The organism is Chryseobacterium sp. PCH239, from assembly GCF_018924625.1.
Classification (GTDB): domain Bacteria; phylum Bacteroidota; class Bacteroidia; order Flavobacteriales; family Weeksellaceae; genus Chryseobacterium; species Chryseobacterium cucumeris.
Genome location: NZ_CP073027.1, coordinates 150,047 through 163,907 on the forward strand (window position 1 = coordinate 150,047; position 13,861 = coordinate 163,907).

The 13,861-nt window shown below is 36.4% G+C and carries 16 protein-coding genes; 5 read left to right on the forward strand and 11 right to left on the reverse strand.

What is annotated here, in order from left to right:
• Positions 1-60: 60 nt before the first annotated feature.
• The gene (locus tag KBP46_RS00785) at positions 61-285 is read right to left on the reverse strand and encodes a hypothetical protein (protein ID WP_062675249.1); all 225 of its coding nucleotides are present in this window, start codon (positions 283-285) and stop codon (positions 61-63) included.
• Positions 286-292: 7 nt separating this feature from the next.
• Positions 293-664 (reverse strand): hypothetical protein, encoded by a 372-nt coding sequence (locus tag KBP46_RS00790; RefSeq protein ID WP_228436703.1) that lies wholly within the window; start codon positions 662-664, stop codon positions 293-295.
• 249 nt (positions 665-913) lie between these two features.
• On the opposite strand from KBP46_RS00790, the gene KBP46_RS00795 reads away from it, so the two are divergent.
• Together KBP46_RS00795 and KBP46_RS00800 are read left to right on the forward strand one after the other, a co-directional pair.
• Entirely contained in the window at positions 914-1,990 is a 1,077-nt protein-coding gene (locus tag KBP46_RS00795) for a sensor histidine kinase (protein ID WP_123277712.1), read from the forward strand.
• Positions 1,990-2,718, forward strand: coding sequence for a LytTR family DNA-binding domain-containing protein (locus KBP46_RS00800; protein WP_216444394.1), 729 nt, complete (start codon positions 1,990-1,992; stop codon positions 2,716-2,718). The genes KBP46_RS00795 and KBP46_RS00800 overlap by 1 nt, the downstream gene beginning before the upstream one ends.
• A gap of 181 nt (positions 2,719-2,899) precedes the next feature.
• Here KBP46_RS00800 and KBP46_RS00805 read toward each other — a convergent pair whose 3' ends face one another.
• Together KBP46_RS00805 and KBP46_RS00810 are read right to left on the reverse strand one after the other, a co-directional pair.
• A complete protein-coding gene (locus KBP46_RS00805; RefSeq protein ID WP_253297140.1) occupies positions 2,900-3,706 on the reverse strand; it encodes a DNA-formamidopyrimidine glycosylase family protein in 807 nt (268 codons plus the stop codon).
• 17 nt (positions 3,707-3,723) lie between these two features.
• Entirely contained in the window at positions 3,724-4,353 is a 630-nt protein-coding gene (locus KBP46_RS00810; RefSeq protein WP_216444395.1) for a bifunctional 2-polyprenyl-6-hydroxyphenol methylase/3-demethylubiquinol 3-O-methyltransferase UbiG, read from the reverse strand.
• 198 nt (positions 4,354-4,551) lie between these two features.
• On the opposite strand from KBP46_RS00810, the gene KBP46_RS00815 reads away from it, so the two are divergent.
• Positions 4,552-5,907, forward strand: a complete 1,356-nt coding sequence (locus KBP46_RS00815; RefSeq protein WP_216445428.1) for a deoxyguanosinetriphosphate triphosphohydrolase — start codon at positions 4,552-4,554, stop codon at positions 5,905-5,907.
• Between the two features lie 7 nt (positions 5,908-5,914).
• On the opposite strand, the gene KBP46_RS00820 is transcribed toward KBP46_RS00815, so the two are convergent.
• The 6 genes from KBP46_RS00820 to KBP46_RS00845 all read right to left on the reverse strand — a co-directional run bounded on the left by KBP46_RS00820 (position 5,915) and on the right by KBP46_RS00845 (position 9,688).
• Positions 5,915-7,006, reverse strand: a complete 1,092-nt coding sequence (locus KBP46_RS00820; protein WP_253297141.1) for a nitronate monooxygenase family protein — start codon at positions 7,004-7,006, stop codon at positions 5,915-5,917.
• 13 nt (positions 7,007-7,019) lie between these two features.
• Positions 7,020-7,400, reverse strand: coding sequence for a nuclear transport factor 2 family protein (locus KBP46_RS00825; protein WP_253297142.1), 381 nt, complete (start codon positions 7,398-7,400; stop codon positions 7,020-7,022).
• Positions 7,401-7,468: 68 nt separating this feature from the next.
• On the reverse strand, positions 7,469-8,203 hold the full coding sequence (locus KBP46_RS00830; RefSeq protein WP_216444397.1) for an SDR family NAD(P)-dependent oxidoreductase: 735 nt from the start codon (positions 8,201-8,203) through the stop codon (positions 7,469-7,471).
• A gap of 7 nt (positions 8,204-8,210) precedes the next feature.
• A complete protein-coding gene (locus tag KBP46_RS00835) occupies positions 8,211-8,429 on the reverse strand; it encodes a 4-oxalocrotonate tautomerase family protein (protein ID WP_062675241.1) in 219 nt (72 codons plus the stop codon).
• Positions 8,430-8,456: 27 nt separating this feature from the next.
• Entirely contained in the window at positions 8,457-8,990 is a 534-nt protein-coding gene (locus KBP46_RS00840) for a YceI family protein (RefSeq protein ID WP_216444398.1), read from the reverse strand.
• 107 nt (positions 8,991-9,097) lie between these two features.
• Positions 9,098-9,688 carry a Crp/Fnr family transcriptional regulator gene (locus KBP46_RS00845; protein WP_228432178.1) on the reverse strand — a complete coding sequence of 197 codons (591 nt, stop codon included), beginning with the start codon at positions 9,686-9,688 and terminating at the stop codon, positions 9,098-9,100.
• Between the two features lie 181 nt (positions 9,689-9,869).
• Here KBP46_RS00845 and KBP46_RS00850 point away from each other — a divergent pair, with 181 nt between their 5' ends.
• On the forward strand, positions 9,870-10,808 hold the full coding sequence (locus KBP46_RS00850) for an SPFH domain-containing protein (RefSeq protein WP_062675312.1): 939 nt from the start codon (positions 9,870-9,872) through the stop codon (positions 10,806-10,808).
• A 155-nt stretch (positions 10,809-10,963) separates the two neighbouring features.
• Here the strand turns inward: KBP46_RS00850 and KBP46_RS23390 are convergent, their stop codons facing one another.
• On the reverse strand, positions 10,964-11,578 hold the full coding sequence (locus KBP46_RS23390; protein ID WP_253297143.1) for a DUF4377 domain-containing protein: 615 nt from the start codon (positions 11,576-11,578) through the stop codon (positions 10,964-10,966).
• Between the two features lie 146 nt (positions 11,579-11,724).
• Between KBP46_RS23390 and KBP46_RS00865 the strand changes: the two genes are divergently transcribed.
• A complete protein-coding gene (locus KBP46_RS00865) occupies positions 11,725-13,746 on the forward strand; it encodes a hypothetical protein (protein ID WP_216444399.1) in 2,022 nt (673 codons plus the stop codon).
• The last annotated feature ends 115 nt before the right edge of the window (positions 13,747-13,861 follow it).

Below are 13,861 nucleotides of genomic sequence, written 5' to 3' on the forward strand. Positions count from 1 at the left end.
ATTGAAATAGAGTGAAGGTTTCGTTCCTGATCGAAGTATAACGGTAGCTCAATGCAGTACTCAAAAACCAGCCTCCGGCAAATCCTGACCTTTTAACTGTGAAGAAAAAGAAGATGGGGTTATCAAAGTCAAAGTATATTCAATATTGAAGTTCCGTGACTGCGGGATTTTATCCGCAAAGAATGCACGGACCTTCAAAGGGAATACTATCCTTTTTTGAGCATAAATAATGTTTTTAAAAGGAAGAATTGCCAGGGGAACAATTACTCTTCTCAATGTTTTCATCGGTAGTTTATTTTAAAGGCTGAATAATAGATTGGAAAAAGCTGAAGGTAAAAATTCTCTCATAGAAGATATCCAGACTGTTTTCAATAATGGCATCCGTATAGCACGCAGTATCCTGAACAAAGGTTTCCTCTACAAAAACAAACCAGAGTTCTGACAATCTGTATCTTCTTCTAAACTCTTCAGAGGCATTGCTGTCAGGTACAGCAGAATGTTTAAGGTCACAAAACAGAATACCTTTTTTCTCTCCTTCATGTTCTACAATATTAATAGAATGGTGGAGGTAGCTGAGAATTTTCATTTCCGAATCAAAACATTCTATAAAATGATGCAGATCAATGAGCTGTATTACTTTTTCTTCCTGTTGAGATTCTGTCATAAAAAAGCATTCTAGAGATATTTCCTGAGTGAGTTCTTGAAAGACTGTTAATTCCATATGTGTCATTTTACGGTACAAAGGAATAGAGAAAAGAAGTGTGTAAATTTGTTTTTATACAAAATGGCTGGTATTTTATACAAAATCCCCGAGTGTGATAATTGGTATAATAAAATACAGGTTTTGTATAATAAAATAGTTGTAATTTACGTTATTGACTATTTTTGTTAATCATAAAATGAGCCTAATCATATGAAATACAGTCCGTGGAAATTTGAAGAAACCTTTGTCATGGATTTTCTGGTGGAAGCCAAGTACGGACTCCGAAGACATCTGCTGTTTCTGATCTTCTTTTTCATTTTGATCTACAGTGCAAGGTTCTGGCATTGGTATTCAGGGATCTATCAGTATTATGTTCTGTTTTTTGTATATACGATTCTGATTGCGATGGTATACATTAATATATATGTGCTGGTTCCGCGGTTTTTCTTTAAAACAAAATACATCACTTATCTTGTACTGTTGGTTCTAATGGGAGTTGTGGGACTTAATTTCATCGGCTATAGTTTCAGGCATCTCTTTCAGGATTTCAGAACGCAATACATTCCGAAAGATAATGAAAGAGGAGGTATTTATGAGGGTGTTTTGATGTGCATTCCGATAATCCTCACGACTACTACCATAAAGCTTTTACAGAAATGGATCAGTGATAATAAAAGGATCAATGAGCTGAGTAATCTTACCTTGAAGATGGAACTGAATGAATTGAGAAATCAGATCAATCCGCATTTTCTGTTTAATATGCTGAATAATGTAAAAGCACTCATCAGAACAGATCCGGCAAAAGCTTCAGTAGTACTTGTAAAACTTTCAGAGTTTCTCAGATACCAGCTCTACGAAAACAGTGAAGAGAAAACGTTGCTGACTTCAGAGATTGATTTTCTGTCCAATTTTTTAAACCTTGAAAAAATAAGACGTGACAATTTCTCTTTTGATATTCAGGTCAATGTGGAGAAAAGAATAATGAGCAGTATTTTTATTCCTCCCAATCTGTTTACCACTTTTGTGGAAAATGCGGTGAAGCACAGTGTAGATCTCAGTGGAGGAGAGTCTTATGTAGAAATAGACATCAATATTGAGAATAAACAGCTTTATTTCAGGTGTATTAATTCAAGAAGTACCGGGTATACCGTTTCAGATAAAAAAAACAGTGGGCTAGGGCTTGCCAATATCACCAGAAGACTGGAGCTTCTCTATAGTGATACCTTTGATCTGAAGATAGAATCCATTGATAAAGAATATGTTGTAAATTTAAAAATTCCCGTGTGATGAATTGTATTATTGTTGATGATGAACCGCTGGCAAGAGCCGAAATGAGATCGCTGATCGCTGAAATTTCCAGTATGGATGTCCTGGGCGAATTTTCCAATGCTCCTTCTGCCCTTGAGTTTCTTAAAGATAATGAGGTAGATCTTATTTTCCTCGATATAGAAATGCCCATGGTAACAGGTCTTGAATTTGTAGAAATGCTTCCGAAAAAATCACTGATTATTTTTACCACCGCCTATTCTCAATATGCATTGAAAAGCTATGAACTGGAAGCAGTGGACTACCTTTTGAAACCTATTGATCCCCAAAGGCTTAAAAAAGCAATTGATAAAGCGGTACTTTATACGGAACTTTTATCTAAAGATACCGTTAAAAATACCGTGGAATCCAATACGGCAGACTTTTTATTCATCAAAGCAGAACGAAGATTCTATAAAATCAGTTTTTCGGATATTAAATTTATTGAAGGGCTCAAAGATTATGTCGTTATTCATACAAAGCAGCAAAAGCTGATCACAGCAATGAATTTAAAAACCATTCATCAGAAGATTTCCGGGGAAACCTTTATCAGAGTAAGCAAATCCTACGTGGTGAATATGAATTTTATAGATTCATTCGACAATCATAATATATACATTGAAGACTCCGAAATTCCTCTTGGAGAAGTATACAGAGCAGATTTTTTACAAAATTTGCCGGAGGACTTCTCAACTCAGACTAATACATGAGTACTAGGTAATGAACAATGAGTAATAATCAATATCAGTCAAATGATTAGAAAATCTGTGTAAATCCGTGTAATCAGTGGGAAAAAATAGAATACTATGATTCAATAGCAACGGGCTTTAGCCCGTTAAATAAATAAAAACAATCAACGGCTTCAGCCAAAACATAAGAATACCGGTTTATTCAATAAAGCTTCTGATCCTTTTCACAATAAAAACTTCTTCTTTTTCCCACACCCGTTTGTTTCTTGACCAATTTTTGTCCACAAACCGGGCACACCGATTTTGTATGGACCAGCCAATGCTTTTTCAAAACAAATTCTCTTTTCCATTTCAAAAAATCAAAACTGTAATTCCTGGCTTCAGCAATGAGCTCTTTTCTTTTTTTAGCAGGAAGATTACCCAGTAAACTTTCAGGCTGCACACCAATTCTGAAAAGAACCTCATTCTTAATAATATTGCCTACACCTGAAAAAATATCCTGATTCATCAATGCATCACAAACCATCATTTTTGGATTGGATTTCAATTTTTCTTCGGCTTTTTTGGGGTTCCATTGGTCGCTCATTACATCAGCTTCCCAATCAATTGCTGAAAGATATTCAATAGGTACGGATTTTACGGAACAGGTATAAAAATAAATGTTTCCGGTAGAGAAAAACAAGGCCAAACGCAAACTTTTATCCGGTTTGGTCTGCTCATCAACACTGTAAGAACCGAACATTAATAAGTGAATTCTGATAGCTGCCTTTTCAAAAACTAGGTAAGTCTGTTTTCCAAAAGTACGGATTTCGAGAAGAGTCTGGCCAATGAAAGAATCTTTCTCAAATTGGGCATTCCCTGAAACTTCTGTCACTTGCTGCCCTGCAAATGGTTGCAAGGTTTCTTTCATTAATATAATGGATGGACCTTCAGGCATACGTTTGTTTTGAGATAAAGATTCAAATAATATTCCATAGCTGCATACAACCTGATTTTTATCCCAAAACAAACCTGTTTAAAATATTTTTAGGCCAGTTTTTGTCCTACAAAACGAATGACGGAACCTGTCCCGTTATGGAATAGTCCCTCATTGAGCTCTATTTCTGTTTCAGCTAATTCAATAATATCATAATCCGGAAAATCAGCTTTGATTTCTTCAATAGAGAATAAAGACTCAATATCTTTTGGACCACCTACTTTTTCGTTTTTTGCAATATATTCAAGATGATTTTTGCTGAAAGCTTCGAAAATAATAAAACCACCTTTACGGAGATATTGATTTAACATCTGATGAATAGAAGATTTGATCGCACCCGGAAAATGAGCGTAGATAAGCGCAATGGCATCAAACTGCTCTTTCTGATAATCCAAAGTGGAAAGTTCTCCCACCTGATAATCAATAATAACCTGCTGTTGCCCTGCTAATTGTAACGCTTTATCTCTTCCGTTTGCACTGATATCGAAAGCAGAAACCAGCCATCCTTGTGTGGCTGCAAAAACAGCATTTCTTCCTTCGCCTTCTGCAGGGAAAAGTATTTTACCTGGAGTTAATTGTGATAATTGTTCTCTTAGATAATTGTTGGGTTCTGTTCCATACGCAAATTCTTCGCCGCTGTACCTTTCGTCCCATCTGTTGAGCCATGTGTTGTCTGTCATAGTTATAATTTAAAATTTGAAAGAAGAATTATAGGGATTCTTCAACTGTATTGGTTGTATCAAATGTAAAATATTTATTCAAGCTTTCCGATTCCTAAAAAACGTTTACTATCATAGATTTTTTGAATGAAAGATCTCGCTAATAAAAATCTAAATACTATTCCATACAATTAAAATTTGGAGTAATTTTGAAAAATGATGAATTTAAACCAGATTTTCACCAATCAACGTACAGGAAACAATCCACAGACCAAAGCTTCACGAACTGATTTTCAAAGGGATTTCGACAGAATTATCTTCTCTTCTGCTTTTAGAAGACTGCAGAATAAAACGCAGGTTTTTCCTCTTCCGGGAAGTGTTTTTGTGCATAACAGACTTACGCATTCTCTGGAAGTATCATCCGTAGGAAGAAGTTTAGGAAGTATTATCGGTGAATTTATTGCTGAAGATTTTAAAAATGAACTCACTGAAGACTCAAAGAATTTTTATCTCTATAATTTAGGAAATGTAATTGCGGCAGCCTGTTTGTGTCATGATGTGGGAAACCCTGCATTCGGACATTCCGGAGAAGATGCCATTGCAAGCTATTTTGAACGAAATGAAAAGGATCTGAAATCAAAATTCAATGAAAAGGAGTGGGCAGATCTGGTTAATTTTGAAGGAAATGCAAACGCCATCAGAGTATTGGCACAGCAGCAGCAAGGAAAAGATGCAGGAGGTATCCAGCTGACATTCTCTACACTGGCAAGTATTGCAAAATATCCGTGTGAAGCGGTTGCAAAGAAAAAAGGAGTCATTCACAGAAAGAAATTCGGTTTTTTCCAGAATGAGAAAGATATATTTCTGGAAATTGCTAAAGAAACCCAGCTTATTTCTGAAAGTGAGGAACCTCATATTTTCAAAAGGCATCCTTTTGTGTGGCTGGTAGAAGCGGCTGACGATATCTGTTACAACATCATTGATATGGAAGATGCCCACAGATTGGGAATTGTTTCTACAGCAGACTGTAAAAACCTGTTTTTCGAGCTCGTAAAATCGGAAACGGATGATGTTCAGAGAATTGAAACAAAGTTACGTTCTATATCCAATGAAAATGAACAGATATCTTATCTGAGAGCAAAAGTTATCAATGCATTAATCAACAAATCGATTGAGATGTATAAGCATAACTTTGAAACAATTCTTGAAGGAAATCTTAGTAATGGATTACTTGATATTTATAAAAAAGAAAATAAAGCACTGCAGGATATCGAAAGTTTCTCGGTAGAAAAAATTTACAATCATAAAGCTGTTGTTGAGATTGAAAATGCCGGTTACAACGTAATGTATGAATTGCTGGATCACTTTATTCCTTCCATTCTGAAACCTGATGACCAAAGAAAATCCTATGATGTAAAAGCTTTGAAATTAATTCCAAAGCAATTTATTTATAATGACGGAACCGATTATCAGAAAGTTCTTGGAGTTATTGACTTCGTTTCCGGAATGACGGATAATTACGCTACCGATTTATATAGAAAAATTAAAGGGATAGACATCGGAATGACCGTGTAGATTCTATTTATTGTAATAATTCAGAAGCCTCTTCGATTAATGACTGCATTAAAGTGGAGGCTTTTTTATGCTTTAAAAGAGGCGCAATCTGACCGGACCAGAAGAAAACCAGATCATTTTTTTGCTGTTCCAAAGCCGCTTTTCTTAATGCCCCCATAAAATGCGTCTGCAATGGGAACGGTAATGTTTTTTCTGTTGCAGCTAATAGATCTCTAGTGATTTTTGTCATAATTCCACGTCCTAATCTTCCGGTATAAGCTCTGGTTAAAGTAGTGGATTTAGCAGCTTCAGAAAATAAAAACTCTTTGTGTATCGGTAACGCTCCGGATTCTTCAGTAGCCAGAAATGCCGTTCCGATCTGTACAGCATCAGCGCCCAGTTTGAAAGCCCCCGCAATTCCACGGCCGTTGGCAATACCTCCAGCAGCCACCACAGGAATTTTTACACGATCTTTAATTAATTGAATCAAAGCAAAAGTTCCCGTAGTAGAAAGTTCTGCCTGATCCAGAAATGAAGGTCTGTGACCACCGCTTTCAAAACCGGAAGCCACAATAACATCCACGCCTGTTTTTTCCAAAGCAATCGCTTCATCAAGTGTTGTTGCATTTCCCAAAACAACGGTTCCCTGACGATGAAGATCTTCGATGAGGTTTTCACCAAGCAGTCCAAACATAAAGCTGAAAACTTTAGGCTTTATATCCAAAACCACCTCCAGCTGATTTTGAAATCTCGATTCAAAAGGGAGTGGTGTTGAAGGAATATCCGTCTGCAGAAGATCAAAATAAGGTTTGAAAGTCTCAACAGCCTTTTGATATTGTTCTTTTGTATATTCTTCGTTAATGATATCGTGATCACTTACCCAGAGATTGAGATTGTAAGGTTTATCCGTTTTGGATTGTATCGCTTTGTGAACGTCAAAGATTTCCTGCGGTGACAAAGTATACGCTCCGAAACCTCCCAATCCGCCAAGATTACTCACTGTTGTTGTCAGTTCAACGGTGGAAAGGCCTCCGCCGAAAGGTCCCTGCAGAATAGGATATTCTATTCCCAGTAATTCCGTAATTCTATTTTTATTCCACATGATTGTATTGGTTTTCATTTAAAAATCTGAATTAAGGCTGTACATTGGTCAAAGTCTTGTTAACGATCATCCATTGTCTGTCTATATGATTGAAAGTTATGAAATTATAATAATTAAAATCATACATCCTTACGTTTAATTTTGCAACAGCAATTGAATTCATAATGTCGATTGAAATAATCTCCGCTTTAAAACCTTTTCCTGATTTCTGCGGACTTATACGATTTCCAACGCCTTCAATATATTGCTCTGCAGTTTTGAAATACGGAACTCCGTTAACGTCTCCGAAAAGCAAAGCATCTTTATAAAAAGCTTTGGCAAGAATATCGGTATTTCCTTCATAAATCCCTTTGAAATAATAATTCTCTATGACATTTCTTATTTCAGTTTCTGAGGTCTGATTGGTTTTCATATCCTTTAGATTTTGTGCAAGGCTACTCAGCGGAAAGCTGAGCAGCCATGCTATAATTAATGATAGTTTCATGATAAATGATGCCCGGCACCCATTCCGCCGTCAACATTGATGATGGCTCCTGAGATTAATGTGTTCTTAGCAATCGCATGAATCATCTGAGCAACTTCTTCAGGTTCTCCAATACGATTGATCAAATGGATTCCTGAATTATTGTCAAGGTCTGCACCATGCATTGGAGTTCTGATCAATCCCGGAGCAACGGTATTGACTCTGATATTATCTTTTCCAAACTCTGCAGCCAGCTGTAAAGTCAGTGCATGAATCGCTCCTTTACTCGAAATTGGTGCTGTGGAAGGAGACTCTGCAATGGCATGATATACCAATGGCGTTCCTACATTAATTACCACACCGTCTTTTTGTTTGATCATTTGAGGAATAACAGCCTGTGTAGTGAAGAATGTTCCTTTCAAATTCGTTGTTAAAAAACGATCCAGATAATCTTCGGTAACGTCCAGAAATGCTTTATTTTCATAAATTCCTGCATTATTAATAAGAACATCAACAGATCCGAATCTTTCTAAAGCTGTTTTTACCAGCGCTTCCCCTGTTGATTTGTCAGAAACACTTCCGGCAACCATTGCCAGATTTTCCCCTGCTCCCAATTCATGATAAACTTCCTCTAATTTGGATGCCGTTTGTGAGTTGATGATGACATTATCACCTCTGTCCAGGAAATAACGGGCCGTTTCCAATCCTATTCCTGAAGAAGCTCCTGTTATAATTACGGTTTGTTTTTTCATTGCTGATTTATTTTTTTCCTGTTGAAAACCCCTGTTCTTTTAATACTGAAACCTGTTCTCCGGCATATCCCCAGTTATCATCCTCAATCTCGTTAATGACAATATGGGTTAAGTGAGGATCCTTATTCAAAACTGAGGTGACAGCTTCACTTATTTTTCTGATTAATTGTTGTTTTGTTTCGCGGTTAAGATCTTCGCGAAGTACATCTACTTTGATGAATGGCATGATGGTGAAATTTTTAAGGTTATAGAATTAATAAGTTTCCGCAACAAGATGGATGTTTAAGTCAAAATTGTTGTAGATCAGCGTATCACCAAGGTTGGTGAAGAAATTGGAAGATCTGAATCTGATGTTGAATTTCGTTCTGTCAACCACTATTTTAGTATCCAAAATAGCAACGTTTTCTGTTTTTACAATGTGTAGACTTGTATCGATAGGATGGGTAATCCCTTTTATCGTAAGATCTCCTTTTGCATAATAGAGGTTTTCATCACCCGGTTCAGCATGCGTGATTTCGAAATAAGCTTCAGGAAACTGTTCAGAATTAAAGAAATCATCAGAAGCCAGATGATTGGCAAACTGTGCATTGGTTTCAGCATCTTCAATGTCCAGGATTTTGATGGAACGGGTATCTATGACAAACTTTCCTGACATAGAACTTCCTTCTCCAAATGTGAAGTTTCCATCTTTTATACCGATAGTTCCATTGTGAGCACCGGTTACTTTTCTTCCGATCCAGTCGATAGTACTGTTTTCTGTATTGACTTTAAAATTTTTTGTGTCCATTTTTATTGGGTTTAAATATTGACACAAAGTTCCGCCGATCAAAAGAAAAAGTTACGTGATCTACCTCACAAAATAGAGGAAGAGATTAATTGTTTTAAAGAGGTTGATTACTGGTGCAGCCTGCTCAAAGTTTCTCTGGTTACTCCCAGATAAGATGCAATCAGATGTTTCGGAACCAGATTGTACAATTGAGGATACATGGATAGAAGTTCTTCATACCGGAATCTGGCATCATTATTCATAAAAGATAACAAACGTTTCTGGGCGGCTACATACCCTTTATTGGTTCTCCATCTGAAAAAATGTTCAACTTCATGAATTTCATTACAGATCTTTTCCCTGTCCTCGTTGGAAATAGAAAGGATGCTGGCATTGGTGATACAGTCTACATTGATGGTTGCCCTTGTTTTACTGTAAAGTGCATCAAAATCTGTCACCCACCACGTAGGCATGGCAAACTGAAGGATAAACATTTTCATGCTGTCATTAAGATAAAAAGCTTTCAGACAGCCTTCCAGAACAAAATATTCATGATTCACAAAATCGCCTTCCGAAATAAGACTTTGCCCTTTTTTTAAAGAGATCAGGTTAAAATGTCCGAAAACATAATCCAATTGCTCTTCAGTAATTGAAGTGAATTTAGAGATGTGATCTTTTAATATTTCTTTTGAATTGACCATGATGTAATGAATATTCAAAAGTAAGTCTTTTTCAGAATAATTTTGGTTTTTAAAAAAAATATGATATCATCAAGTCTGATTTCCCGGGGATTATATTCCGGATCTTACATTTATTTTTCTTATATTTAAGCAGCTACTTACAAAAAATGTTTTTAACAAAAACAGGTGGTGTAACGACATATTAATAAAAATTAAAACTATGAGTATATATTTTGCACCCGTTATTTTCTTCGGGCTTATCATTTTATTCGCTTCGTTTTTTGTCGTTAAGCAGGAAACAGCAGCGATTATAGAGCGTTTCGGGAAATTCCGTGCGGTAAAGCATTCAGGTCTTCACCTTAAGCTGCCCATCATAGATCAGATTGCTAAAAGACTTAATCTGAGAATTCAGCAGTTGGATGTACTGATTGATACCAAAACATTAGACAATGTTTTCATCAAAATGAAAATTTCTGTTCAGTATCAGGTCATTAGAAGTCAGGTGGGAGATGCTTATTATCGTTTGGAAAATCCTGAAAATCAAATTACTTCTTTTGTTTTTGATGTGGTGAGAGCAGAAGTACCCAAGTTGAAGCTTGATGATGTTTTTGTAAGAAAAGATGATGTGGCCATTGCAGTGAAAAGCGAGCTTCAGGATGCCATGAACAGTTATGGTTATGATATTATCAAAGCTTTGGTAACAGATATTGATCCGGATGAGCAGGTAAAACATGCCATGAACAGGATCAATGCAGCAGAAAGAGAAAAAACAGCAGCCGAATACGAATCTGAAGCACAAAGAATCAGAATTGTTGCGGTTGCAAAAGCAGAAGCAGAATCTAAAAAGTTACAAGGGCAGGGGATTGCTGACCAACGAAGAGAAATTGCAAAAGGACTGGAAGAATCTGTAAGAATGCTGAATAATGTGGATATCAATTCTCATGAAGCATCAGCGTTGATTGTGGTGACACAGCATTATGATACTTTACATTCTGTGGGCGCCAGCAACAGAAGTAATCTTGTACTCCTTCCCAATTCACCAACAGCAGCCAGCGGAATGCTGAACGATCTTGTAGTGGCGATGACAACAGCCAACACAGTGGGAGAGGCTACGAAAGGAAAATATCCTGATCCTCCACAAAAAGAGACTGGGTTTTAAGATAAAAAGGAAGTAAAAAGACAGACAGAAATAAACACGTAAAAATGGATCATTTGCTGACTTTTTCGGATCGTCCAAAAGCAACTTCTGACTTCGTTCTTCCAGCTTCCCGCAAAATAAAAAACCGCTTCTGAATTTTCAGAAGCGGTTTTTTATTATTTCTTCGTTTTAGAAACCTGTTCTACCAATGTATATTTGATGGAAGAAGCATCTGCCGGAGGATTTTCGATTTTTTCTGTTTTTACTTTTAAAACATATTCGTAACCCGGCTCATAAGTAAAGCCTTCAATGTGGCTGTAGAAATTCGTCCAGGCTGCAGAAGCGCTTTCTTTTACCTGCATGCATTGCATACGACCGGCTCCAGCAGAACACTCTACGGTTTGCGGCCCTACGATAATTGTCTTTTCATTGGCTGTCATTTCTGCTTTTTTCGTTTTAGAAACCTGCTTTACCAAAGTGTATTTTATGGAAGATCCGTCAGCCGGCGGATTTTCAATTTTTTCTGTTTTTACTTTTAAAACATATTCATACCCCGGTTCATAAGTAAATCCTTCGATATTGCTGTAGAAATTGGCCCAGCTTGCGGAAGTGTTTTCTTTTACCTGCAGACATTTCATAGGAGCTACTCCTGTACAATCTGCTGTTTGTGGTCCTACGATGAATGTTTTTTCATCACCTGCGGATGCATTGGCTGTGGTTGTACATTGCGTCATTGCGAATAATGCTAATGCGGGTGCTGCCCCTTTTAGAATTGTTGCTATACTTTTCATAAACTTGATTTTCCCCATACCTCGCAATTACTGTGCCGAAAAAAAATACTGAATTTGTAGTACTTCTGCTATTGTTTTTTACTTTTTTAATCGTTTAATTTGAATTTCTTAAGAACACTAACCAAAATATAATTCTTATAATAAATATGGATAATCAAATGCAAGTTGAAAATTACAGGATTCAAAAACCTGAAATGTGGGCAGGAAATATCGGGGATGAGGAAATAAAAAACCGAATCAAAGACTCCGAATTTGCCAGAAGACAAATTGATGAAGGTCGCGATTACTGCTATTTTTTAGACAAAAAATACTATACAAGCAATACTGAAAACAGTGAGTACGTATGCATGGCTTATACTCTGAACGAACCGGGAAACCTGGAAAGGGCTTCTGTTTCTGATGTGATTGTTGAGGAAAATGAAGTTTACCAGATTCACAGGATCAGTGTGTTAAGGGATGGAGTGCTGATCGATAAGATTCCGGACACAAAAATAAAGGTTCTTGACAGTGAAAACCAAAGCAGTGGAGGGGTTCTAAGCAGTAATAAAAAAATCAATATTACCATTAAAGATCTCAGGCTGTATGATGTTCTGATTTTAGAAGATTCAAGAATCAAAGAATTTACAGACCGCGATTTTCTTAGAAAGGAGTTCTCAAAATATGTCTGGGTAAGTCCGGATAACTATTGGGCTTATGGCAGTTTTAAATTCACGTTTATCAATGAGCGTGAAGAGACTATTGCTTACAAAAAAACATTTTTCAGAGATGAACAGGGCAATGTTCTTGAGCCGGAAATCAGTTATCTGAAAAAAGGAGACAGATTTGTCATTGAAGAAGAGAATTATATCAACCCTGTAGATTCAGGCCGTGAAATTTTCCCTTATGTAGATTTTGCTACAGAAAGCAACTGGAAAGATCTTTCCAACTATATTGTACCGTTCTATGAGGAGATTTTCAACAAATCTTCTCTAAAGGATTTTGCTCCCAACCTGGTTGAAAAACTGGATGCCATTTCTGATCAGGATGAAAAATTGCAGTTTGCCATAGAATATGTACAAAATCATATTTATTACGTCTTCAATGCAGATGAAATGAATGGACATAAACCACAGGAGCCGTCAGTAACCTATGAAAATAAACAGGGTGATTGTAAGGCAAAATCGGTTTTATTGAAAGTAATTCTTGATTATATAGGAGTAGACGCCTCTGTAGTGCTGGTTAATTTTAATACGGATTATTATATTAAATACTATCTGCCGTCCCTGTTAAGTTTCAATCATGTTGTCGTAAAAGTGAATTATAAAGGTGAAGAATATTTCATTGATGCAACCATCCGTGATGAATTCGGATTGATTGAAAACAGAGGCTTTATCTATTTTATGCATTATCTGGAAGTTAAGAAAGATCAGGAGCTTCAGGTAAGAAAATCTTATAAATTCCCTTACTTCTGCATTGATGAAAGAGTTGATTTAAATGCACAGGGCAATACAGGAAAGCTTACTCTGTCAACGACTTATAAAGGAAACAGAGCCAATGCTATGAGAAGGTATTTTAAAAGTACCAATAAAAGAGAAATCATAGACAGCTGGAACAGCTTTCTTTTCTATGCGCTTAATTATTCAGGTGACCGCAATGGTACAGATGTTCGAAACGTATTCAAAGATGCTGCTATTGATGTAGTCAGTGATGATAAGAAACTGAATGAAGTTAAGATCCAGTATACCGCAACCATTGAAAATCCTTATTTTGTGGATCCGCAGAAAAACCGTTTTCTAATGTACTTTGACCGAAATGTAGTGAAGGCGAGTGCAAGAGATTTCATCCACAAAGATTTACCTTTCTGGCATAATTTCGACAGTGAGAAATATGAAATCAATTTGCAGACGGATCAGAAAATTGATGTTGAAGAAAAATATACAGTCCAGGAAAGTACAATATCCAACCCATATTTTGATTATAAAAGTCGAAAAAAAGTAAACAAAAATGGGGCAAGTGTGTACATTGAATACAATCCTCTGATTAATATTGAAATTCCGCAAAGCGAGTTTGAACAATTCCGAACAGATCATCATACTGTTGCTGACAGTAATTTCGGACTGGGAATTGATATCATTGAACCGGGACTCATGAATATGCTTAAATTTAGCTTTAAGAAGAAGTTTAAATAGAATCCTTTAAGTTCAAAGTTTAAGGTTTAAGGTTTAGAATTACGGCGGGCGGCGAAGCCTCCCGCCGTAATTCTTTACTCACTATTATATTGGTTTACAATCAAAAAACACAAAT